Raw genomic sequence first — 23,753 nt, forward strand, 5'->3', positions numbered from 1 at the left:
CTATCCATCGATAGAGGAAAGTCGAGCCGGACGGGCTGCAACGGGCCGGCGCCTGCACGCGAGCGCCGGGCGATCGTGGCAATCGGAGGAGAAGGCGATGTTCTCGGTGATCTTCGAAGTCCATCCCAGGCCGGAGCGATTCGACCTCTATCTGGACCTCGCGAGGGAGCTGAAGCCGATCCTGGAAGGGATCGATGGCTTTATCGATAACGAGCGTTTCGAGAGCACCCGTCGCCCCGGATGGATCCTCTCACACTCGACTTGGCGCGACGAAAAGTCGGTCGTGCGCTGGCGCACTTTGGCCAAGCATCACGATACTCAAGCGCGCGGGCGGGACGAGGTATTCCAGGACTATCATCTGCGCGTGGGCGAGATCGTGGCGGACACGGCGCCGCCGCCCGGCGCCTCGCTCGTCGAGCAGCGGTTGGACGAGACGGAGATCGGTCCGGCCAAATTCGTGACGTTGACCGAGGTACAGCCTCAACCCGGCGTGACGGCCGCGGCGCTTCCGGACTGGCTGCGGCTCGATCGGGAAGCGAGGAACCTGATCGATTACGACGTTTTTGCCAGCATCTACAACAAGGGGAAGCTGGTGCTCCTAGCGTCGTGGCGGGATCGGCCCGCTGCCGAGCAGTTCACGCCGGCCGTGGGCGCCGGCGCCGATCAATTGCGTCATCGTATTGTGCGCGTGGTCCGGGACTACGGCATGTTCGACCGGCGCGAGAGCCCCCAATACTACCCGGCAATCGGCGACGGGACCGTCCCGCGGCCGAACCATTCCTAACCTCTGCGCGTCAGGAGAGATGAAGATGCTGGAGCTCAGACCCAGTTGCGAATGCTGCAACAAGGACCTGCCGGCTGAGGCCGCCGATGCCATGATTTGCAGCTTCGAATGCACGTTTTGCCGGGATTGCACGGAGGCGACGCTGGGCGGACGTTGCCCGAACTGCGGCGGAAACCTCGTCGCCCGTCCCATTCGTCCGGTCGAAAAGCTGGAAAAGTATCCGGCGTCCACGGTGCGCGTGGTCAGGCAGGATGGCTGCGCGCCTGCCACAGCGTAGGCCGAGACCATTCCCGCCAGAACGCGGCGGCACGCCGGGGGAGATGGCGGGCGGCCGCCTTCCGCCCGGATCTATGGCCTGTCGGTGCCGCCCATCTGGTGATGTCACAAGACGATCGGCGTGGGCTCGCCCCCATTTGCGCGAACCACCTCGCGGAGCTCGACGTAGGCCATCACCAGCGCGTCGAGCATGGAGCTCCCGTTGAGCCCGCTCGGGTTCCGCAGAATCCAGGCCATCATCCCGGCAAACTCGCCGGGAAGCCGGCCCCGGGTGGCGCAGACGATGGATCAAGCAGGTCGTGGCCGACTTCGCACCGCGCAAAGGTGCGTGGCGACAGCGCGAGAGCGGTGTCCGAGCAGATAGGCGAAGATCGCCGCGAGTTGGATGATGATTGCCATGACGAAGATCGTCTGATCGGACCAAAACTGGCGGAACAGGCCGAATACCGTCGGGGCTATGGCGTAAGCGCCCTGCGAAATGGCGACGATCAACGCGACGGCTCTAGCGGCGTCTTTCTCGGAAAATTCGAAGTTGGCGATCACCGGCGGCACGGAGATGGCATTGCCGACTCCAAGACCGAAGAGCACAACCCCAAGCACCAGGAGGGTTGAGCTGTTTCCGTGAGAGAGGAGCAGCACGCCACATCCCAACGCTTGAGCAACGAGGCTGTACGACGCAATGGCGCGCCAGTTAGAGGTGCCGGTTGCGCGCCAACCGACAGCAAGACGCCCGACGACGGCCGCAATTCCGGATGTGCCGGCCGCCAACCCAGCGCCTTGCCTTCCGAGCGCAGGCGTGAGTACAGAAACGAGGTGTGCGACGAGCCCAGTCTGCGCGAACAAGGCCAAAGTCATTCCGATGCACAGCGTCAGGAAGGCGCGATCGTGGAAAAGGTTGAGCCTTGGGGTTGGAGCGGTTGTTTCTGCTGGCGTGTCGACCACAAGAGCCGAAGGGACAAAAGCATCGCCATCGGGAGCCTGGTTCAGGCTTTCGGGTGTCCGGGTCAGCACGAGACCTGCCAACGCGCCGAGAGTCGCGAGCATCGCGACGCTAACGACCAACGCTGCGGCGGGGAAGCCGATCTTGTCGATCAGCGCGACCCAGAAAGGAGAAAAGATGACGCCCCCGACACTGCCGCCGTTGAACGCGACGCCGAGCGCCAAAGGGCGCTTGGCAGCGAACCAAGGGGAAACGATGGCATTGACGGCAACCGCGCCCAGGACGGACCATCCCGCGCCCGACAAGAGTGCGGCTGCGTAGAGCTGCCACGGAGCGCTTGCCAGAGCCCAGCCTAGAAGGCCGATCGCCATGACGACGCTGCCCACGATGGTGACGATCGGCAGTCCGAAACGGCGGTAGAGGGCGGGCAGGTTCGGAATGAGGGCGAGGCCGACCAGGAAATGCAAGGTCAAGGCACCCGAGATGAGCCCGATTGGCCAGCCCCGCGATTGGCGCACAACCTCCAGGTAGACGGGCGGGCCGTAAAAACCGGTTCCCCAACCGAACACCGCGACGGTGAACGCGGCGGCGACGACGCGCCAACCGTAGAAGCCGGGCATGGTGCTCACCGGCGTGGCTACCCCCTGCACCGGCGGGCTTGTCAGGTTGGTTTCTCGGTTGGTCACCATGACATCTCCGCCGTGTCCGCACCTTGTTTCGAGGGCCGTCGGAGCGGCCCTCGCCCCCGGGTGTCAAAACACTTTGTTGCTGTTCTTCGAGGTGTCGGGGATCGGCGCGATGACGTCCCAGTGCTCGACGAGCTTGCCGCCCGTCACTCGGAAAATGTCGACGCCAACGTCGCCATTCGGGCTGATGAGGCCAGTCCAGTGGGCGTGGACAGCAACGAGATCGCCGTCGGCGATGACGCGGCGAATGTCGCCCTTGGCATTGGGAAAGGCTTTCAGGAAGCCGTTGATGTAGGCGCGCAGGCCCTCGACGCCGTCATTGGCGGCCGGGGTATGCTGGATGTACGTGTCGCCGACATAGCGAGCGATGGCGCCATCGACGTCACCGTCGAAGTGGGCCTCCTTGTAAAAGGCCAGGACGGTCTTCTTGTTCTGTTCGGAGATGGTCTCGGTCGTCATGTTGAATTCCAATCGGGTGTGCTGTCGACGGCGTTGGCCATGCGGGGTGAAGGTGGCCTGGCGCCGCGATCGGCTGGGTCCGGTCAGGCCGTTGTCATGCCGTCACCTGCCAGACATGCGGCGCACAGCGGTGGGCGCTGCAATGCGCTGTATGAAGAGCGTCGGTTCGACGGTTCCCTCGGGGGCGTCCGACAGTAGCTCGAGCCGCCTATTCGACCTTGGGCGGGATCTGCGCGTCGAACTTGTTTTGCTGAACGATGTAGATCTCGCACGCCTCCTTGGAGACGCAGGCGGTCGTGTGGGCTTCCTTACCGCGCTGATACCAGTATGAGCCCGGCCCCAGTTTCTCGGGCTTCTGGCCGGGCTGGTAGTTCTCCAGGTCGCCTTTGATGACCACGGCGTAGTAGTCGTAGGTATGGGTGTGGAGCGGGCTCACGAACCCCGAATCGAACCGGAAGAAGGCACCGTGAGCACCCTTCGTCACGTCACCCCAAACGTTCGCGACCTGAATGCCGGTCTTGGGGTTCACGCCTCTCGCGCCGGTGTCGCTGAAGGAATAGTGGCTGGCTGGGTTGGAGACCGACGTACCGCCGTTGGCCGGGGGAAAGGAAGTGTTGTCTTGCGCTTGCGCGGTCGCCGTGACCGCGAGCGCCGCAAAGGCAACGGCCGCCAGTGATCGTAATCTCATGGCTTTCTCCTGAACTTTGTCAGCTGCTGATGATGGCGATGTGATGTCAGGCTGACTTGCCGAGCACCTCGATGAACTTGGCCGCCAGTTCGTGGTCCGACATCGGGTTCTGAGCGGTCACCAGCTCGCGATCGACGACGACGAAGGAGGTGAAGTTCTGGTCGGTGTTGACGACGTTGCCGCCGGCGGCTTCCAGCGCATCAGGCATGTTGAAGATAAGCTTCTTGTGGAAGACGTTGTCTTCCGCATACTCCTCCTCGCCGCGCGAGAAGACAGTCATCCTGTAGCCCGCATACTGCCAGCCCCTGGCCAGCTCGCGCGCCTTCGCCGTGTCGCCATCGATCAGTGCGGCGCGGAACTCGTGTGCATTGTCCAGCGACGCCAGGATGCCGGTCGGGCCGTGGCAGATGGCGGCGGTCGGCTTGCTCTTGGTATGGAAGTAGCGCAGCACCTCGCCGGCGTCCGCGTCCTGCATCACATCGACGACGGGCGCGTGGCCACCCGGGAAGAAGAGACCGACGAAACGGTCGAGGCCACCATCGATCACGGAACGGATCGTGCGGACATCGTTCATAGACGGATGGCCGTTGAAGAAGTCTCGGGCGCGGCTGCGCGCTTCGTCATCGTTGGCGAAGTAGATCAGAGCGTCGGAGTCCTGATCCATATGCGGTTTCTCGCCGGTCGGAGTGGCGAGGACGAAATCGTAGCCGGCGGCCACGAGCGTCATGAGGGGAACGGCGGTCTCGTTCAGGAATTGGCCGATCTTGATCGTGCCGCCGCCCTGTGCCTCAAGCTCGGTCGCGTTCGAGCCGATGACGAGGATAGTGCCCTTACTCATTTGAATCTCCTGTGGTCGAAAAGCTGCTTGTGCTTGCTTGCGGGTGATGCCGGCTGGACGCGCAACGCCAGCCACCGAAGCCTCGGTGGTGCGCCGTGTTCGATTGTCGTTTCTTCGGTGTCGACGGCCCGAGCGGGCCGTGTCGATTTCAGGCGGCTGCCTTGGCCGCCTCGGCCATCCGGCGCACCGTCTCTTCCGTGGTCCACACCGCGTTGGCCATGAAGCGCCAGTTGATCATAGCGGCGTCCAGGCCAGAGCCTTCCTCGTTCGCTGCGGCGGCGACGGCGTCACGGACCATCACGGTCTCGAAGCCGTCTCGAATGAGGTTGCGCATGTGATCTTCGAGGCAGAGGTTCGCCACGGGGCCGGCCATGATAACCGTCTCGATCTTCCGTCGACGCAGCAAATAGGCGAGGTCATTGGTGGGCGCGTATGTGACGTGGCGCGACACGACCGTCGTATTCTCGTCCTCCATGAACTGCCGGAATCGATCGGGAACGTCCGCGCCGCCGCCTGGGACATCATGCGTGTGAAGAGGACTCTCGCGCGCAACGACGCCGCCGTGGAGGGCGAGGTCTTCCATGGGGCTGAGGCGGGTTTTGCCTTTATGATCGTGCGGGAAGAAGTAGTGGGGTGACATGAACACCGGGTAGCCGTGATCCTTCGCGGCGCGAAGCAAGGCTTCAAGGTTGGCATTCACGTTGTTCTTTTTCATGAGGCCCTCGATCATGACGTAATACTTGCCGCCGTCAGTGAGGAAATCATTCTGGATGTCGACGAGCACCAGGGCGGTGCGATCACCACTGATCTCCATATCGACTTTGTGTTCGAACAACATTTTCGGTCCCTTCTATGTGCCAGGCTGACGGGTCAGCCCTGAGCAGCTGATAGCTTTGTCCGCAGATATGATCTATCGATAGGTAGATAAAGCCACCAACTGAGGCCGTCAACCCTCTATCTATCGATAGGCCGCGATCGAGAGGATAAATTCAGAACGCTCCGGCAGATCGCTTCCATCTCGATGTCGCGTAGGCTGGCGCCCCGAAGTGCGGATCTGGATTGGTCATGCTTCTTTCTCATCTCGAACCCCCGGCCTGCCGCATTTGACCAACAGGGCCGACTTTCGGTCGGACGCGAGAGTGTCTTTCTGTGGCCGGCACCCGGATCCGGCCGTGGCGTCCTGCCAGCTCGGCGGCGCGATGCTTGGCCTTCTCGAGATCGCCCATGGCATCGGTGTTCAGCAGTATGGGCTGGAAGCGCAGTTCGTCGATCTCCAGGCGGAACCCCACGGGCGCGCCGGCATCGAACACGACCAGAACGAAGCGGCCGAGCCCCAGCGTTTCCACGAACCGGTCGACCACATGCGTGATGGTCTCGAACCTATAGGCGAATAGGTCCCGCGCCGGTCCTTCGGTGTAGCCGAAGCCGCGCAGGTCCGGAGCGACGACATGATACTGCTGCGCCAAGGCCGGAATGAGATTGCGGTACATGTGCGACGAGGACGGGACCCGTGCAGCAGCAGCAATTGCGGCGCATCGCGCTTTGCCCGCTTCACGGTAGAAGACAACGACGTCGTCGACCGCGACATGACGGTGAAACGTTGCCATGAGCCACCCCCAGGGTGATACGACCATCAGCCGAAGCGATATGGCCCTGGAGATGACACCCTTTATGAATGACGTGGAATTCGAGGAACTTGCGTTTCTCTATTACAGATTCCGCAATAATGGGCCGCTGCCCTATGCGAACTGGCGCCGCAGGTCTCGGCCGATCTCGTCGATGAAGGCGCGCACTTTCGGTGGCGTATAGCGGCCGGCCTGCTGGACGATGTGGAAAGGGATGCGTTCGACGCTGTATTCGGCCAGCACTTCGACTAGATGCCCGGCCGCCAGATGCCGGGCCGCCTGATAAGAGACGAGATAGGCGAGACCGAGGCCGGCCGCGGCGGCGTCGGCCGCAGCCTCGGTCGTGTTGACCACCAGCCGCGGCTTGATCATCACCTGCTGGCTGTTGTCGGGATTGCCGAACGACCAGCGTTCCGGGACCGGATTGAGGGGCCAGGTGGAGATGGTTCGATGGCGGACGAGCTCCGCCGGCGTAGCGGGGACGCCATGGCGTGCGATGTAAGAAGGGCTGGCATAGACGGTCGTCTTCGCCTCGAAGACCTTCGTGGCACGCAGCGAGGAGTCCGGTAGCTTCCCATAGCGGAGCGCGACATCAATTCCTTCCTCCACCATGGAAACCACACGATCGAGCAGCCAGACCCTGGCTTCGACCCGCGGATATCGCTCGAGGAAGGACCAGACCAGCGGCATCAGATGCTGGGCGCCGAAATTCGCGGGGGCGCTGATGTTGAGGACACCGCTCGGCTGGCCGTCTCTCGGGGCGGCCCCTTCGAATTCCGCGTTCGCGGCAAGTAGACCGCGGGCGCGCTCAAGATAGAGCTGCCCTGCCTCGGTTAGGGCGACCGACCGGGTCGTCCGATTGAGTAGCCGGGCACTCAGCCGCGTCTCAAGTTCGGCCACGGCACGCGTAACGGCAGACGGAGTGCGCAGCAGTTTCCGCGCAGCGGCGGCAAAACTCCCCTGCTCCGCCACGGCAACAAAAATGGTCACAGCGTCCAGACGGTCCATTCGGCGCTCCAGGGGATTATTGCACGCTATAACATGATCTCTCCGAGAATCCGGCATAGTTGCTCTTGTCCGTTGATGGCAGCGTATACCGCTCTAGCGACAGGTACGGTTGCGATGAAGGAGTGGGTCGATGGAACCGCCTCCCCGTCCAGAGCCGGGTTGGGACCTACCAGGCTCACCCTTCCACGAAGGCGAGCTCCAGGTTCAAAGTCGCCTGGGGATGGAGGCGAAGATCGACACCGTCGGCCGCCGGTCGGTTCGGCGCTACCTGACGGCCCAGCATCGTGTGTTCTTCCCGCTGCTGCCGATCGCCTTCATCGGCTCGGTTGGGGAGCAGGGCGACCCAGCCGCATCGGTCGTCATGGGAGATCCCGGCTTCGTCAGCGCGCCGGACACGCATCATCTCCGCGTCGATGCCCTGCCCCTCTTTGGCGATCTGCTCGAGGCGAACCTCCATGTAGGGACAGCCCTGGCGCTGCTCGGCATCGAGCTTCCGACCCGCCGGCGCAATCGGGCGATCGGCGTCGTAGAGGCCCTGTCCGCGAACGGGTTCCTCCTGGCGGTGCAGCAGACGATGGGCATCTGCCAGAAGTACATCCAAGCCCGCGAGACGATCTTCGTGGCCACGCCGCCAACATCATCGCCGATCCTCGTCCGGAGCGAGGCCGTGGACGCCGCCGCGGCGTCGCTGATACGCCGTGCCGACAGCTTTTTCATCGCCAGCAATAATCCGTCCGCCACGGACCGCCAACACGGCGGCCCAGACGTATCCCATCGCGGGGGGCGCCCCGGCTTTATCCGAGTAGACGACGCCCAGACTTTGACCGCGCCGGATTTTGTCGGGAATTTCATTTTCAACACGCTCGGCAACATCGCCATCGATCCACGGGTCGGGCTGCTTTTCGTGGATTTCGACAACGGCGGCTTCTTGCAGGTCCGTGCCGAGGCGGAGGTGATCTGGGAAGGCGCAGAACTGGAGGCCTTTGACGGCGCCCAGCGTCTCGTCCGCTTTCATGTGCGCGAGGTACGTCGGGTCGAGAAGGCATTGCCCGGCCGCTTTTCGCCGCCGGACTACTCGCCGTTCCTCGCTCGGACCGGGACGTGGGAGGAGATCGAGGCGCGTCTGCGGTCACCTGTTCCGCCGCCCCCATCAGAGTGACTTCCGCGATCGCTCGTCACCAAATAACGCAACGGGACCGGCGCATAGCTCGCCAGCGCCGCAATGTCGTGGCGTTCCTCGGCACGGTCGCGATCAAGCGTGGGAACGAAAATCGCCGCAGGCCTTGGCGTCGGCTGCTGTCTCGGGGGCGACAAGGACGAGAACTGTGTCGCGGCCGGGTGGCGGCGATCGCCGACCAAGGGCAATGAGCGGTCGTCGTGATGGCCGCTGAGCGGCCTTCCACGGCAAGGCAGTAGCGCCCTGCGTGTGAGCCGAAATCGTCAGGCGCCCCGGGGGCCGCACGGAGAGAAACCGCGCACGGCGAAGCACCAGTGGACGCCTCGCTCATCGAGCGGACGTCCTTGCAGGCCAAACTCGGTTGGCTTCGCTCGCGCGCTGCGCGGCGAAGGAGGATCGCGCCCATCCAGGTGCCCTGGTCCGGGAAGATCTCTGCAGCCTTGAGCTCCGCCCGTTCTGGCGCGAGCCCAGAGGTGCCTGCGCGTCCGGCCGAAATCTGTCTATCGATAGATAGATATTGACTCCCAAGTGAGCTCGCTTTACGGCTATCAATCTATCGATAGATGTACACGGTAAGGAAATGCGTATCAACCAGGCGAGAGCGAGCAGCGCGAGGAGCAGAGCGGCCGACGGCCGCACTAGCTTCGCTGCTCGTCCGCAAGGGCACAGTCGCTGGTGGCAGCACCGCGTCCTGCTCCGCCGACGGCCCGATGGCCGGCCGGCGCCGGTCTGAGATCGACCATGGACCGTCTCGACGCCGTGGCCGTTTTCGTGGCCGTCACCGAGCAGGGCAGTTTCGCAGCGGCAGCGCGCAGGCTCGGACGCACTCCGGCCGCGGTGACCCGCGCCATTGCGGAACTGGAGGAAGGTCTCTCGACACAGTTGTTCAACAGGACAACGCGATCGGTCGCACTTACCGAAGCGGGCATGGTCTATCTGACGCGCGCCCGGATGCTGCTTGCAGCCCATGCTGAGTTCGAAGGTGCGGCGCCGGAAGAAACGGAGCCGAGCGGATTGCTGCGTATCACCGCGCCCATCAATTTCGGCCGGCAGCATCTGATGCCGCTCCTGAATCGTTTCTTGGAAAAACATCCTCAGATCGACGCGCAGGTGATGCTGCTCGATCGGGTCGTTTCGTTGGTTGAGGAGGGTCTCGATGTCGGGGTGCGGCTCGGCAAGCCGCGCGATACATCATTGCGCGTGACGTGGGCCGGGGCAGTGAAGCTCGCGATCTACGCCAACCCAGCCTACCTGGCCGAACACGGCACGCCGGCGACGCCCTCCGAACTGCTGAAGCACAGCACGATCTCGTGCGGCACCTTCAACCCGATTCCCGAGCGCTGGCCGATCAAGGGCCCGGATGGGATGACCCATATATCCGTCAAGCCCCGGCTCGTGGTCAGCTCGACCGAGTCCGCTGCCGCAGCGGCGGCGGCCGGTCTTGGCATCATCTCCCTTGTCTCCTATCAGGCCGCGCCGCACGTGAAGGCTGGGCGCCTGGTGGAGATCCTGCCGGAATGCACCGTCCACGGCGTGCCGATCAACATCGTACAGCCGCCAGGACGATATATTCCCGCGAAGGTGCGCGCGTTCATCGATGAGATCGGTACCGGCTTGCGCACCGAGTTCGGCGAATTGTTGCAAGAATCGTAATAGAGAAACGCATAATCCCCCGATTTTCTGTCTAATCGAAGGATGCCATTCGTGGACCGCACGCGAGCTGGTTGCAGCGTGCTCCAATGACGTCGTTCGTCGATCGAGGGCACCAATGGCAAGTTTGAGAGCAACGTCCCGTGTGGTCACCGATACTGAGGACCGCAGGATTTTTCGCCTGCCGGCGGCAGTCGCCGCAATCGCTCTTATGTTGGGCGCGACGGTCGCTTCCGGGCCGGCGGCGGCACAGGTGTCAAAGAGCGGGTTCATCCTGCCAATGGATCTGGCGCTCGAGGCTTCCCAGGAGGCTGTCCGGACCTGCGCAGCAACTGGGTATGACGTCACGGCGACCGTGGTCGATGTGTCCGGCACCCCGCAAGTCGTCCTGCGCGGCGACAACGCGATGATCCATACCAACGATTGCGCCTATCGCAAGGCGTACACGATCGTCACCATGGGACCGACCTTCCAGGTGACCACGACCAGCCAGTCCCCGGTCGTCCTAACGAAATAACCGCCGCGTACGGCCCAATCCCTGGCATCGACCTCGAACGTCACGGCCCTCCCCGGCGGTGCCGCCATCGAGGCACACAACTAGATCGTGGCCGGGATCTGCGTCGGCGGCTCGCCCGGCGGCGACAAGGACGAGGTCTGTGCCCGTGCCGGCGTGGCGAGGATCCAAGGCAAGCTGCCGCATTAGGGGCGCGGGGTCCTGGAGCCAGGCCCCCGTCCTCGTTTCTCGTGAGCCGATCCCGGCTCAGCCGTTCTGGATGACCGCAGCGTAAGTGCCGCTCTATCGATAGATAGATGTTGACAGCCCCTCACACCGGCATCTATCTATTCTCCATCAACCTATCGATAGATAGTTATCGCGGACTCAACCAGATCGATGAATTAGCGAGGGCAACATGTCGGACGTACTCACTCATCGCCAGGCTGGAGCAGTCAGCGGCCAGCATTCCAAGAAGCCCGGTTTCAAGGCCTGGGGCGTTTCCCTGATCGTCTTGGGCCTGGTCGCGGGCGGGGTTATCGCCGGCCCGCAGCTGATGGCCTCGCAGGCCGCGTCCGTCGCACCGGCCGCTTTGCCGAGCGTCGCCGTCAGCGCCCCGGTGCAGCGCGACGTCGCCGGCCGCCTCGAGTTCCTCGGCCAGTTCTCGGCCGTCCAGAGCGTCGAACTGCGCGCCCAGGTCGGCGGCACCCTCACCCAGATCGGCTTCAAGGACGGCGACATCGTCCACCAGGGCGACCTCCTGTTCGAGATCGACCCCACCCCCTACCAGATCAAGCTGAGCCAAGCCGCCGCCCAGGTCCAAAGCGCCCAGGCCCGGCTTGATCTCGCCAACCAGGAACTCGTCCGCGCCAATTCGCTGAAGCAGACCGGCAACGGCAGCGTCCAGAACGCCGACCAGAAGGCCGCCGAGCAGCGGTCGGCCCAGGCGGCCCTCGACGACGCCATGGCCGCTGTGCGCGACGCCACGTTCGATCTCGACCACACCCGCATCACGGCCCCCTTCACCGGCCACATCGGCACGCACCAGGTCTCGGTCGGCAACCTGATCGCGGGCAGCCGCGCGGGCACCAGCCCCACCACCCTGCTCGCCACCGTCGTCTCCACCGACTCGATCTACTTGAACTTCGACATGAGCGAGGCCGACTACATGACGTTCCTGCGGGATCGTCAGAAGCAGGCCGGCCCGCTCGCCGACAAGGTGCAGATCTCGCTCGCCGACGAGAAGAGCTTCACCCATGAGGGCACGCTCGACTTCATCGACAATACCCTCGACCGCTCGAGCGGTACCATCCATGCCCGCGCCACCGTCCCCAATACCGACGGCCTCCTGACGCCCGGCGGCTTCGCCCGCGTCCGCGTCGACGTGTCGGCCCCCGCGATGGCCATGCTCGTGCCGGACGCTTCCGTCCTGCCCGACCAGTCGAACCATATCGTCCTGACCGTCAGCGACAGCAACGTGGTCACGCCGAAGCTGGTCCAGATCGGTGATCTCCGCGAAGGCCTGCGCGTCATCCGCTCCGGCCTCGAACCCTCCGACCGCGTGATCGTCGACGGCATCCCGACCGTCCGCCCGGGCGCCACCGTCGCTCCTCACGCCGAAACCCTCAAAGTCGCATTCGACTAGGACTGGGGCTGAGCCGAATCATGAAACTCTCACATTTCTTCATTGATCACCCCCGTTTCGCGGCAGTCATCAATATCTTCATCACGGTGTTCGGACTTGCCGCAGCGGCATTCCTGCCGGTGGCGCAGTATCCGAACATCGTTCCCCCAACGGTCCAGATCACGGCCTCTTACCCCGGCGCCGCGGGCGACGTCGTCGCCCGCACCGTTGCGACACCGCTCGAACAAGCCATCAACGGCGTCGAGAACATGGACTACATCAGCAGTCAGTCCACGGGTAACGGACAGCTCAACATTACGGTGATCTTCAAGATCGGCACCGACATCAACACCGCACTCATGCTGACGCACAACCGAGTGCAGGACACGCTATCTCGGCTGCCGCAGGAAGTTCAGCTCCAAGGCGTGCAAGTCAAGAAGACGATCCCGGCTCTACTGCTTGGCATCTTTCCATACTCACCAGACGGATCCCGGAGCGCGGAATACATCTCCAATTACATGATCCTGAATGTCAAAGATGAGATCGCGCGTTTGCCAGGCGTAGCCGACTTCTGGGTCTTGGGCGAACGGCAGTACGCGATGCGCATCTGGATCGATCCGGACAAGGCGGCCGCGAGCGACGTCAGCGCCAGCGACATCCTGACCGTCCTGCGGGCTCAGAACACCCAGGTTTCGGCTGGCGCTCTTAACCAGCCGCCCGTGTTCAGCAACACCGGTGGGGCCTACCAAATCAACGTCCGCGCACTCGGTCGCCTTACCACGCCCGAGGAATTCGGTTCGATCATCGTGAAGACGGACCCCCAGGGTCGCGTCACCCGCATCCGCGACATTGGTCGCGTCGAACTGGGCTCAGCGGACTATGGCTCCAAAGCCTATGCGGATCGCGCCGACTCTGCTCCCTTCTGGGTCATCGCCACCCCAGGCGCGGACGTGGTCCAGGTAGAGCACGCAGTCTGGGACAAGATGGCCGAGCTCAAGAAGAGCTTCCCGCCGGGTATGGATTACGTCAACATCTATGATCCGACCACGTTCGTCAGCCAGTCCATCCACGAAGTTCTGGTCACCATCGCCATCGCGATCCTCCTGGTGGTCGGCGTGGTCTACCTGTTCTTGCAAAGCTGGCGGGCGACCCTCATTCCGGTCATCGCCATACCGGTATCGCTCGTTGGTGCTTTCTCGCTCCTCTCCCTACTCGGTGTCTCGATTAACAACCTGTCGCTGTTTGGCTTAGTACTGGCGGTGGGCATCGTGGTCGACGACGCGATCGTCGTGGTCGAGAATGTCGAACGCAACATGGCCCAAGGCTTATCGCCTCGGGAAGCCGCCCACCAGACGATGAGCGAAGTCTCGACCGCGCTCATCGCCATTGCGCTGACTCTTTGTGCGGTTTTCGTCCCTTCTGCGTTCATCTCCGGCATCTCGGGCCTCTTCTTCAAGCAGTTCGCCACCACCATCGCGGCCTCGACGGTGATCTCCTGCTTCGTTTCGCTGACCTTGAGCCCGGCGCTCGCTGCGGTGCTGCTGAAGCCGCACCACGACCATGCTGAGCGCAGAGGCCTGAACCGGATTCTGCAGGGCGCCTTTGGCCGCTTCAATGCCGGCTTCGAGTGGATGTCGTCGAAGTACGCTCGGATAACTGCGCGCTTCGTTCGGGCGACAGCCCTCATCCTCGTCGTCTATGTCGGGCTGATCTCGCTCACGGGTTTCCAGTTCGCACGGATGCCTGAAGGCTTCATCCCGGAGCAGGACATCGGATATCTCGTCACGGTCATCCAGCTGCCGGCCGGCTCGAGCCTCGCTCGGACCGACGCCGTGGTTCGGGAGGTCAACGACATCATCCTGAAGACCCCCGGCATCGAGCACACGTCCGCGAACGTCGGTTTCGATGTGACGACAAGCACCGTTGCACCCAACTCGGCCACGATCTTTCTCGGTTTGCCCTCGCTCTACGGCAAGCACATCCCAGGCGTGAATGCCTCCACCATGCTGGCCGAGGTGCGCAAGCGCCTGGCTGTCGTCAAGGATGCCTTCGTGCTGGTGATCAATCCTCCCCCAGTCCAAGGCCTCGGTTCCGCGGGCGGGTTCAAGCTGATGGTCGAGGACCGCAACAATTCTGGCCCCCAAGCGCTGGCGGACGCGACAAATACGCTGGTCACGGCGGCCAACAAGGATCCGGCCTTCGGTGGCGTGTTCACACTCTACAATGCAGGTTCGCCGTCGATCTACGCCGACATCGACCGCGAGAAGGCCGAGAAGCTCCAGCTGACGCCAACCGACGTCTTCTCCACGCTGCAGCTCTACCTCGGTTCGCAATATGTGAACGACTTCAACTATCTGGGCCGCACTTTCCAGGTGCTTGTCGAGGGCGATGAAGCTTTCCGGCAGACTCCGGAGCAGATCGCGCGCCTCAAGGTGCGTAACACTAGCGGTGAGATGGTGCCGGTCGGTTCGGTCGCCAGCCTCCACGACGAAACCGCTCCCTATCGTATCCCGCGCTACAACCTCTATCCAGCGGCCGACGTCCTGGGAGCAGCAGCACCCGGCGTCGCGTCAGGCACCGCGATGGCTCGGATGGAGGTCCTTGCAAAGCAGGTGCTGCCTGCCGGCTTCACCATTGAATGGACCGAGCTCTCGCATCAGCAGCAGCAGCAGGGCATCCCGACCATCGCGATCTTCGCAGCATCCGCCGTCTTCGTGTTTCTCGTGCTGGCCGCCCAGTACGAGAGTTGGAAGCTCCCTCTGGCGATCGTGCTGATCGTGCCGATGTGCCTCTTGGCCTCGGCGACCGGCCTCGACTTCCGGGGCATGCCGATCGACATCCTGGCGCAGATCGGTTTCGTGGTGCTCGTCGGCTTGGCAGCGAAAAACGCGATCCTCATCGTGGAGTTCGCCCGGCAAAGACAGGACCAGGACGGTGATACACCGGAGGAGGCGGCCACGGCGGCCGCTCGGATCCGCCTCCGCCCGATCCTGATGACCTCCTTTGCCTTCATCCTCGGCGTCTTCCCGCTCGTCGTGGCGACCGGGGCGGGCGCGGAGATGCGGCAATCGCTAGGGACCGCCGTGTTCTTCGGGATGCTCGGGGTCACGATCTTCGGCCTGCTCTTCACGCCGGCCTTCTACACCTTCATCCGCAAGATCGGCTCCAAGAGCGCGTCATGACCCGGAAACTTCGAACCACCGGCAAGATGGGGCTGAGCAGCTCGCTGCTCAGCACCGCCCTGGCGGCCTGCACAGTTGGCCCGGACTACACCCCTCCCAAGCCTGAGCTCGCGCCGTTCCACAGCGCCGCCGATACTTCGCAGACGCTGGGCCCCGCGGCGCCGCCGCTCGATCACTGATGGACGGGGTTCAACGACCCGATGCTGGTGACGGTCGTCCGACGGGCGCTGAACGAAAACATGGATCTCGACGCCGCCTTTGCACGGATGCGCCAAGCGAGAGCCACGGCCGCCGCCGCACAGCTTCTACCGACCGTCGACTTCAACGCCTCGAGGACCTATAAGCATCTGAGCCTGAACGGTGCGTTCGGTTCCGTCGCCAACGGTTCGCCCGGCTTCCACCGCGACGGTCATGAGGACGTCATCGGGCCCTCGGCAAGTTGGGAGATTGACCTCTTCGGCGGATTGCGTCGGGACGCGGTCGCCGCCTATGCCGAGGCCCAAGCGGCGGAAGCCCAACGGGTGGGGACCCGGATAACGGTCACTGCCGGCACGGCCGACGCCCATCTGCAGATCCGGTGCTATCGGGCCCGGCTCGCCGTCGCACAGAACCAGATCGCCACCGACGAACATCTCGTCGAGCTGGTGCATAGCGCTTGATCGTATGAGCGCGACATTTGGGCTGTTCCCTTTCGATGGGGGAGTTTGGAAGTCGCGTCACTGCCCGGCGCTCTTGGCTCGCGTCCTGTTTCATCGATCACGGATGCAGGTACCACCGAGCGAACTGCAGGGCCCCTTCGGCCACCCGACCGCCCAGTCGGTCCACTAGCGGATGGCCAGAGCAACGACGCTCACGGCGATCGACGCTGCCGTGCGGCAGGTGGAGCACCTGAACCAGACTCTGATGGCGCTGCGCGAGCAGCACGCGGCCGCCGGCGTCGACGAGAGCGCTTGGTGGAAGGCGCCTGCGGGCCGCCTCAATGAGGCCGGCCAGCGGGCCATCCGGCAAATGTTCCGTGAGGGTCTGCCGGACTCGGAGATCGCGCGCCGCCTGAAAATCTCAAGTGCCGCGGCGTCGAGCCAACGACAGAAGTGGCTTAGTCGGTGACGCCGGCCAGGTAGCTATCGCCCCTCGCTCGGAATTCGTAGCGAAGCGGCTTTGTCGCTCTCCGTATTCCCGATCCATGTATCTCGGCCGCGGAGCGCTATAAGCGGCCCTTGCGTTGGCTCCTCAGGACCAGACGTCGCCAAGACCCGAAGAATCCGGCGCTTTCTCGATCACATGGGTCTCAGGGACTGCCCGAAAGCGGTCATCGCAGTTGCCTCTGCGAAGCGGACATGACGGGAGGGACGCATAGCGGTCCGGCCACAACCCAAATCACACCTACTGATATCCCGCCTTGCCGAGAACCGGGCCGGGGGGCATCGACCCCGCGGCCCGATCGTCGCCGATATCCCGCCGTCAGAAGTGATAGGCGAACCGGGCACTGGCGGTCTGGCTGAGGAAGGTGTCGCCGACATCGGCGGTATATTCCCCCTTCAGCTCGAAGCCGCCGGCCCGGAACAGCTGCAACCCGAGATCGATCTTGCCCATCACCTCCGGCGAGTCGATGAAGTCGCTGAAGGTGCCGTCGGCTGAGGACGCGCCGACGAAGCTGGAATGGATCGTCCGCGTGTTGTCCGGGAGGTAGCTGACCCCGAACGCCGCATAGGCCCGCAGCGTCGTCGCCTCGTCCACATCCAGCCGCCCGCCGAACTCCACCATCGGCGACAGCGCCACGCTGGTCTTGCTGCTGCCGCGCACATCCAGCGCGTAGAGGTCGCTGCCCTTCTCCTCGAAGCCGGGCAGGTCGGTGTAGATCACGTCGAGGTCGCCATACGGCCGGATGTACCAGTCGTCGAAGGCGAATTCGTAGCCGGCGCGCAGCCGACCGCCCGCAAGGAACATGCTCGGGTCGCTCTTCACCGTCTCGCTCACCCCCGGCAGGCGGATCTGCCGGTCGGTGTGGAACTCGCCGCCGGCGAAGGCGACCGAGCCGGCGAACTGCCACGGGCCCATGGTGTGCTTCAGGGTGATCGACCCGTCATAGGTATCGCCGTCGCCGGACGACACCTGGTCCATCGTCGCCCAGGTCTTCCCCGCGGCGAAGGAGGCGCCGAGATACCAGTCGGGCAGGATCTCGTGCTGGGCGCCGATCCGGTAGGTGGTGCCGGAAACGTGGTAGCCCTGGGTGTCGCCGCTGGCCCATTGGTCGGTCCAGCTGCCGGTGACCCGGGCCCAGACGCAATTGTCCTCGCCCAGCAGCACGTTCTGGTCGACGAAGACCGGGCAGCTCATCGCCGCACCCAGGATGGTGCCCGCCGAATTGGCCAGCGCGATCGACTGCGCGTGGGTGGCCTTGCTCGAATAGGCGTCGAGCGCCGCCTTGTAGTCGCCGGCATCGCTGATCCGCGACAGTTCGGCGAAGCGGGTGGCGAAGGCGGTGTCGCCGTTGTTCCAGGCCCGCTCATGGTAGCGGGCAAGGGAGGCTTCGCTCTTGCTCAAGGTCACGCCGCTGGGCGAGAAGTCCGACCGCGGCGCCAGGGTCAGGATGTTGCCCGACTGGGCCGTGTCCCAATGGAACAGCAGCGAGTCCAGCCCGTCCGCCGTCGAGACGAGATGGCCGGCGCTGACCACCGGCAGCGCGCCGGGCAGCAGGGTCAGCGCCGTTGGCACGATCTTGCCGTCGAGCTTGGCCGTGCCGCCGACCTGGAGGTGGCCGGCCGCCTTGTTGAGGGAGTCGAAGGTCACGCCCAGCCGGCCATCGCCGGTCTCGGTGAAATCCCCGGTGACATGGACGGCCCGCAATTCGCCGGGTATCCCGAGATTGAAGGTGCCACTGCTCACGACACTTGCGGCTTCGATCATGGGACCGGCGTTGAAGGTGCCGTTGCCGTTGACCTGGCCGCCATTGGTGTAGATCGAGCCGGTGATGGTGCCGTTGATCGGGGTGTTGTCGACGACGCCGGAATTATTGGCGACGGCGACCTGTCCGCCGCCGGTGACCTTGATCGCCGTGCCGTTGGTGCCGTCGGCCGTGGTGATCGTGGCCCAGTCATTCGTCACATAGGCGACCGGGCCGTTCGCCGGCGTGTCAATCCAGACACCCACACTGCCCGATCCGGTGCCGCCGGAGATGGTGGTGCCCTGGTTGTCGTAGTTGTTGATCACCACATCCGCCCGCCCGGTCGGGGCGCCATAGCCCGCGACCTGAGCAAAGATCCCGATCGCGCTCTGGGCCGTGGGCGCTGCCATGACCGAGTCGTTCACCGTCACCGTGACGGGGCCACCCGTGGCTGAGCCACTGGCATGACCGGCGAGGGGGGCGCCGGCATACATGCCGTTGCCATTGGCGATCAGCCCACCACCACCGCCGACGCTCTGCGCGAAAATCCCAATCGAGCCCGCACCGGCGACGTAGATGGAAGAGCCCTGATCGATCGTGACGTTCACCGCACCGCCATTGCCGGTAGAGGGCTTGGACTGGTACGTGTTGCCGTCATAACCGGTCACCAGCCCGGGGATATCGGCCGGATACCCGATGACGCGGAGGGCGCCGCCGCCACCGCCGATCGACTGCGCAGCGATGCCGAAGGCGCCGATGCCCGAGGTGGCGATCTGGCTGCCATTGCCGAGGGTCACATCGACCTCGCCGCCGTTGCCGGTGCCCAGGCCGCCAAGCTTGGTGGTCTGGCTCGTTGTGCTGCGCGTGGCGCTGACCAGGCCGCCGCCGCCGCCGATGCTCTGCGCCAGGATGCCGAAGCTGTTGTAGCCCGATGTCGAGATCGCGACGGGGCCGTTGCTGGAATCGAAGGTGACGGTGTCGCCGTCGCCATTGGCCTTGCCGCCGCCGCCGACACTGAGATTCAGCGGCTGGTTTGGGGACCCGTCCGCGGCCTGGTTCGGCATCTGGGGCCCGCCGTTCAGGGTCCAGAAGGAGGAGCCGGCGCCGCCGATGCCGCCGCCACCCCCGATCGACTGCAGCACCACGCCATCGGCCGCGGCGCCGGCGGTGATGATGTTCGCCGTGCTGCTGTTCGAACTGGTGAAATTCACGGTGCCGCCATTGCCGCCGCCGCCGCCATCATTGCCGTTGGAGGCACCACCCACCGTGATCGTGCCAGTGGCGACATCGGTGCCGTCACCGCCGATGCCGCCGCCGCCGCCGATGCTCTGCCCGACCACACCGGACGCGCCGAACCCGCCGATGACGCTGTTCTGGGCGTTGGGTGCGCCCGTGGCCACCGTAGAGCCTTGGCCGAAATTGATCTGCACGGCGCCGGCATCGCCGCCGCTTCCGCCATTGCCGCCGATGGCATGGTCGAAATTGTCGGAGATCTCGGCGAAGTTGCCGGTGCCGGTCGCGGCCGCGGTGCCGCCCTTGCCGCCGCCGCCGCCGATCGATTGGGCGACGATGCCCTGGGCCCAGTCGCCGGAGGTGGCGATCGGGGCCGACAAGCCAGTGGTGACGGATCCGCCGGTGCCGCCCGACCCACCGGTGCCGCCGATCGACAGGGACATGGTCAGGTTGAGCGCCGGCTGCGAGCCACTGTTGTTCAGGCCTTCGAAGGTGCTCGAGATGTCACTGCCGAACTCACGGCCCTTCAAGGCCGTGACGATCGGGTTGTCGGCCGACCCGTCGGAGCCGGCCGAGCCGCCGACCCCGCCGCCGCCGCCGATCGACTGCGCCAGCACGCCGGTCGCGTCGCCGCCATAGGTGACGATCGGTGCTGCGACGTTGACGTTCACCGTGCCGCCGGTGCCGCCGCTGACGCCGTTGCCGCCCAGGCTGAAACTGGCGCCCGGCTTGATGGTCTTGTCCTCCGCCGAGAAGCTCTGGACCACATTGAACGACCCGCCCTGGGAGGAGCCGCCGCCGCCGCCGATCGATTGGGCGAGCACCCCCATGGCGCCCGATCCGTAGGTCATGATGCCGTTGCCGGCATACACATCGGCGGTCACCGACCCGCCATCGCCGCCGGTCCCGCCCTTCGACCCCAGGGTGACGCTGAGCGACGTGGTCTCCGAGGTGCCGAAGCCCTGGGTGTTGCCGCTGCCGACTCCGGCATTGCCGCCGCCGCCGCCGATCGACTGCGCCTTGATGCCGTCGGCATAGTCGCCATAGGTGACGATCGAGGTCGGGGCACTGCCGCCCTGGTCGGCCCCGCCGGCGACGGTGCCGCCGATCGCGACCTGCACGTCACCACCATCGGTGCCATTGCCACCGGCGCCGCCGACTGTGAAGCTGAGCGTCAGGCCGAGCGACTGCGTGTCTTTCGGCGCGCCGTTCGACCCATAGCCCAGCACCGCCGCCATCGCCGAAGAATCGCCTCCCTCGCCGCCGCCGCCGCCGATACTCTGGACCTGCACGCCGGTCGAGCCCGTGCCGCTGGTGGTAATGGTGCCGCCGTTCGACAGGGAGAATTGCGCGTTGCCGCCCGCGCCGGCCACGCCACCGGCCCCGCCCAAGCCCACGGCGACGGCCATCGCGGCGCTGTCGTCACCCGTCGGCGGGGCGATTGCGACGGCCTCTGCGATCGCCGTGCCGCCGGTCCCGCCGCCGCCGCCGATGCTCTGGACCAGCACGCCGATGCTGTCGATCGGCAGCGCGTTGGAGGACCCACCGCTGCCAACGCCGTTGACAAGCGCCGAGGCCTGCCCCGTGGCGATCGCGCTGTTCACCACCGTGACGGCGGCCGTGCCGGCATCGCCGCCGGAGCCGCCCGCGCCGCCGATCCCCACCGAGACGTCGAGACCCACCCCGATGGACCCCGCGAAGGCCTGGCCGCCGTTGCCACCGCCGCCGCCGATCGATTGCGCGATCAGGCCCGGCGCCTTGGACCCCTGGGTGACGATCGTCGCCCCTGATGTGTCGATGGTGGCGGTGCCGCCACCGCCGCCCTTGCCGCCCGTACCGCCGACCGCGAAGGATGTGAAGATCGACCCGCTGAAGGCGTGGCCGGCATTGCCGCCGCCGCCGCCGATCGATTGCATGACCACCCCGACGCCGTTGTCGCCCGTCGTCTGGATGGCCGTGCCCTGATTGAGCAAGGCACTGACCTGGCCGCCGGCCGACGCCGTTCCGCCGCTGCCGCCGATGGTGATGGAGCCGCCAGTGCCACCGCCGCCATCACCACCGCCGCCACCGATCGATTGGCCCAGCACGCCGATCGAGGAAATGCCGTTGGTCGTGATGCTGCCGCCATTCGACGTGAAAACCACAGTGCCGCCGGCGGCCCCGGCGCTGCCGCTGCCGCCGACATTGGAGATCGGCCCCCCGGCACCGCCGCCGGCGCCGCCGCCCCCACCGATGGATTGGAGCATGGCGCCATGAGCATTCTGCCCGTTCGTGGTGATCGAGCCGGTGTTGGCGACGTCGACTTCGCCCGACGTGCCACCCGTCGCGCCCGCCCCACCGTCGGAGTGGAAGAGGGCCCAGGAGCCGCCTCCGGATCCACCGCCGCCGGCCAGCGACTGAGCGGCGATGCCATGGGCGGTATCGCCGGTGGTGGTGATCGAACCGCCATTGGTCACGCTCACGATGTCCGAATTGCCGCCGGTGCCGCCCGCTCCGCCATGTTCCTCCTGCCCCGCGCCACCTGCACCGGCGGCGCCGCCCAGGGACTGCGCCAGGATGCCGATGGAGCCGGTCTGACTGGTCTGGATCGTCGAGGCGCTGTCGACCGTGACGGTCACGGTGCCTGCGGTCCCGCCATTGCCACCATTGCCGCCGTAGATCTCGCCGGTTCCGGTCGGATTGCCGGCGTTGCCGCCGCCGCCGCCTTCGGACTGAGCGATGATGCCGGGAGAGGCCGTGCCGGTGGTGGTGATGAAAGCCGAGGCCAGGCTCACCGTGACCGCATTGGCATCGCCCCCATTGCCGCCATACCCGGTCGTGCCTTCGCCGCCGCGCGGGTCGAGATAGCCGCCATCGCCGGCCTGGCCGCCCAGGCTCAGCGCATAGATGCCGGGAGAATTGGTCCCGTTGGTCGCCGCCCCAGCGGAACCGGGGGACGAGCCGGTCAGCGAGACCGTGACCGTTCCATTAACGTCGCCGCCGTCCCCGCCTTGGCCGGCATGGTTGCTGAAACCGCCACTGTCCTGGGACCCGCCCTGGCCTCCGACACCGCCCTGGGCGAAGGCCACGATGCCGGGCAGGTTGGTGCCCGTGGTCGAAACGGTCGCGTCGGTGACCGAGACGCCGGCTCCGGCGACGCCGCCGCCGTTCCCGGCGTTCTGCCCGCCGGTGCTGTTGCCGCCGCCAGTCCCTCCGGACGCCAACGCCACCACGCCGCCGCCCGACCCGAGGACGGCCGACGTCGAGCCATTGAGCTGCAAGCTGACATCGCCGCCCTGCGTCAGCGTGATTGACGCGGGCCCGGCATTGCCGCCGGTTCCGACATTGCTGCCGTTGATCGAGCCGCCGCCGCCCGCCGACTGCGCAAGGATTCCGAGAAAGCCGCCATAGGAGTTGACATTGGCGGTGATCGCCCCGCTGCTCGTGATCGACGTGCCCGAGGACGACCCGCCCGAATTTCCATCGGGGCCGTTACCGCCGGCGTCATCGCCCCAGATGCCGGCGCCGCCGCCGACATCGATGCCGGACAGATTGAGGGCGATGGCCCCCGAATTGTTGATGGTGATGCCCGCGGGCACCCCGCTGCCATTGACGCCGATGCTCGACCCACCAGGCCCGCCACCTCCGCCGGCCTGGACCGCCTGGATACCAAAGCTGTAGTCGCCCGTCGAAGCGGCGCCGTTCAGAGTGATCGACCCCTGGTTGGTCATCAGCAGCCCCTGGACATTGCCGCCGCGCCCACTGGTGACATTCTGTCCGGAAGACCCGAAATTCAGCCCGACAGCCTCGTTGGTCTGCACCGGCATCGTGATGTTGCCGGTCGATGTCACCGACATAGGCGCCGCATCGGGAGAGCCACCCTGGAAGCCAGATGTGGAAGAACTGCCGGAATAGGTGCAGGTGGCAACGTTCCCAATCATGACCAGGTTGCAGGGCTGCGCGGCCGCCGTATCCGGCATGGCGAGCCAGGCCGTCGTGCCCAGCAGCCCGGCCATCAGGCCCCGTCCAGTTACGGCGGGCCAGGTCAGATTCACTTTTGAAACAGACCGCGAGCCCGCCTTGGCGCGGGAACCGGACCCTTGTGTCATCGCATCCCCCTAAATCTTTACTCAAATGCTCCCGACGCGGCCCGGCGCGGATGTCCTCCATCGGAAATCTGCGATTTAGTGCACGTCTTGAGAAAGCGTATCGCCATATTTTGCTATG

General features: G+C 65.2%; 18 protein-coding genes. 10 read left to right on the forward strand and 8 right to left on the reverse strand.

Annotation, left to right across the window (positions count from 1 at the left end; all coding sequences use genetic code 11):
* Positions 1–97 precede the first annotated feature (97 nt).
* Both AB4112_RS02500 and AB4112_RS02505 read left to right on the forward strand, forming a co-directional pair.
* Positions 98–784 carry an antibiotic biosynthesis monooxygenase family protein gene (locus tag AB4112_RS02500; protein ID WP_441716963.1) on the forward strand — a complete coding sequence of 229 codons (687 nt, stop codon included), beginning with the start codon at positions 98–100 and terminating at the stop codon, positions 782–784.
* 19 nt (positions 785–803) lie between these two features.
* Complete coding sequence (locus tag AB4112_RS02505; RefSeq protein WP_441716964.1) at positions 804–1,061, forward strand: DUF1272 domain-containing protein; 258 nt, start codon at positions 804–806, stop codon at positions 1,059–1,061.
* 287 nt (positions 1,062–1,348) lie between these two features.
* Here the strand turns inward: AB4112_RS02505 and AB4112_RS02510 are convergent, their stop codons facing one another.
* From AB4112_RS02510 to AB4112_RS02540, 7 genes are all read right to left on the reverse strand, one after another.
* Positions 1,349–2,689 carry an MFS transporter gene (locus tag AB4112_RS02510; protein ID WP_309796674.1) on the reverse strand — a complete coding sequence of 447 codons (1,341 nt, stop codon included), beginning with the start codon at positions 2,687–2,689 and terminating at the stop codon, positions 1,349–1,351.
* A gap of 63 nt (positions 2,690–2,752) precedes the next feature.
* A complete protein-coding gene (locus AB4112_RS02515) occupies positions 2,753–3,145 on the reverse strand; it encodes a nuclear transport factor 2 family protein (protein ID WP_309796673.1) in 393 nt (130 codons plus the stop codon).
* Positions 3,146–3,353: 208 nt separating this feature from the next.
* Positions 3,354–3,833: a DUF4437 domain-containing protein gene (locus AB4112_RS02520; RefSeq protein ID WP_309796672.1), complete on the reverse strand. Its 480-nt coding sequence runs from the start codon at positions 3,831–3,833 to the stop codon at positions 3,354–3,356.
* A gap of 46 nt (positions 3,834–3,879) precedes the next feature.
* Positions 3,880–4,671 carry a type 1 glutamine amidotransferase domain-containing protein gene (locus AB4112_RS02525; protein ID WP_309796670.1) on the reverse strand — a complete coding sequence of 264 codons (792 nt, stop codon included), beginning with the start codon at positions 4,669–4,671 and terminating at the stop codon, positions 3,880–3,882.
* Between the two features lie 148 nt (positions 4,672–4,819).
* A complete protein-coding gene (locus AB4112_RS02530) occupies positions 4,820–5,509 on the reverse strand; it encodes an isochorismatase family cysteine hydrolase (protein WP_309796668.1) in 690 nt (229 codons plus the stop codon).
* Positions 5,510–5,747: 238 nt separating this feature from the next.
* Complete coding sequence (locus AB4112_RS02535) at positions 5,748–6,278, reverse strand: alpha/beta fold hydrolase (protein ID WP_441716965.1); 531 nt, start codon at positions 6,276–6,278, stop codon at positions 5,748–5,750.
* Positions 6,279–6,410: 132 nt separating this feature from the next.
* Positions 6,411–7,304 (reverse strand): LysR family transcriptional regulator, encoded by an 894-nt coding sequence (locus tag AB4112_RS02540; RefSeq protein ID WP_309796662.1) that lies wholly within the window; start codon positions 7,302–7,304, stop codon positions 6,411–6,413.
* Between the two features lie 220 nt (positions 7,305–7,524).
* On the opposite strand from AB4112_RS02540, the gene AB4112_RS02545 reads away from it, so the two are divergent.
* The 8 genes from AB4112_RS02545 (at position 7,525) to AB4112_RS02580 (ending at position 16,537) form a co-directional block, all read left to right on the forward strand.
* Positions 7,525–8,463: a pyridoxamine 5'-phosphate oxidase family protein gene (locus AB4112_RS02545; RefSeq protein WP_441716966.1), complete on the forward strand. Its 939-nt coding sequence runs from the start codon at positions 7,525–7,527 to the stop codon at positions 8,461–8,463.
* 759 nt (positions 8,464–9,222) lie between these two features.
* Positions 9,223–10,134, forward strand: coding sequence for a LysR family transcriptional regulator (locus AB4112_RS02550; protein WP_441716967.1), 912 nt, complete (start codon positions 9,223–9,225; stop codon positions 10,132–10,134).
* Positions 10,135–10,249: 115 nt separating this feature from the next.
* Complete coding sequence (locus tag AB4112_RS02555) at positions 10,250–10,648, forward strand: heme-binding protein (protein WP_441716968.1); 399 nt, start codon at positions 10,250–10,252, stop codon at positions 10,646–10,648.
* Positions 10,649–11,042: 394 nt separating this feature from the next.
* The gene (locus AB4112_RS02560) at positions 11,043–12,269 is read left to right on the forward strand and encodes an efflux RND transporter periplasmic adaptor subunit (protein ID WP_441716969.1); all 1,227 of its coding nucleotides are present in this window, start codon (positions 11,043–11,045) and stop codon (positions 12,267–12,269) included.
* A gap of 20 nt (positions 12,270–12,289) precedes the next feature.
* Complete coding sequence (locus tag AB4112_RS02565) at positions 12,290–15,430, forward strand: efflux RND transporter permease subunit (RefSeq protein ID WP_441716970.1); 3,141 nt, start codon at positions 12,290–12,292, stop codon at positions 15,428–15,430.
* Positions 15,427–15,609, forward strand: a complete 183-nt coding sequence (locus AB4112_RS02570) for a hypothetical protein (protein ID WP_441716971.1) — start codon at positions 15,427–15,429, stop codon at positions 15,607–15,609. Before AB4112_RS02565 ends, AB4112_RS02570 begins: the two co-directional genes overlap by 4 nt.
* 21 nt (positions 15,610–15,630) lie before the next feature.
* Positions 15,631–16,089: a TolC family protein gene (locus AB4112_RS02575; RefSeq protein WP_441716972.1), complete on the forward strand. Its 459-nt coding sequence runs from the start codon at positions 15,631–15,633 to the stop codon at positions 16,087–16,089.
* A 172-nt stretch (positions 16,090–16,261) separates the two neighbouring features.
* The gene (locus AB4112_RS02580) at positions 16,262–16,537 is read left to right on the forward strand and encodes a hypothetical protein (RefSeq protein WP_441716973.1); all 276 of its coding nucleotides are present in this window, start codon (positions 16,262–16,264) and stop codon (positions 16,535–16,537) included.
* A gap of 354 nt (positions 16,538–16,891) precedes the next feature.
* Here the strand turns inward: AB4112_RS02580 and AB4112_RS02585 are convergent, their stop codons facing one another.
* Positions 16,892–23,635 (reverse strand): hypothetical protein, encoded by a 6,744-nt coding sequence (locus AB4112_RS02585; RefSeq protein ID WP_441716974.1) that lies wholly within the window; start codon positions 23,633–23,635, stop codon positions 16,892–16,894.
* Positions 23,636–23,753: the final 118 nt, after the last annotated feature.

Source organism: Inquilinus sp. 2KB_23 (assembly GCF_052115705.1).
Classification (GTDB): Bacteria; Pseudomonadota; Alphaproteobacteria; order DSM-16000; family Inquilinaceae; genus Inquilinus; species Inquilinus ginsengisoli_A.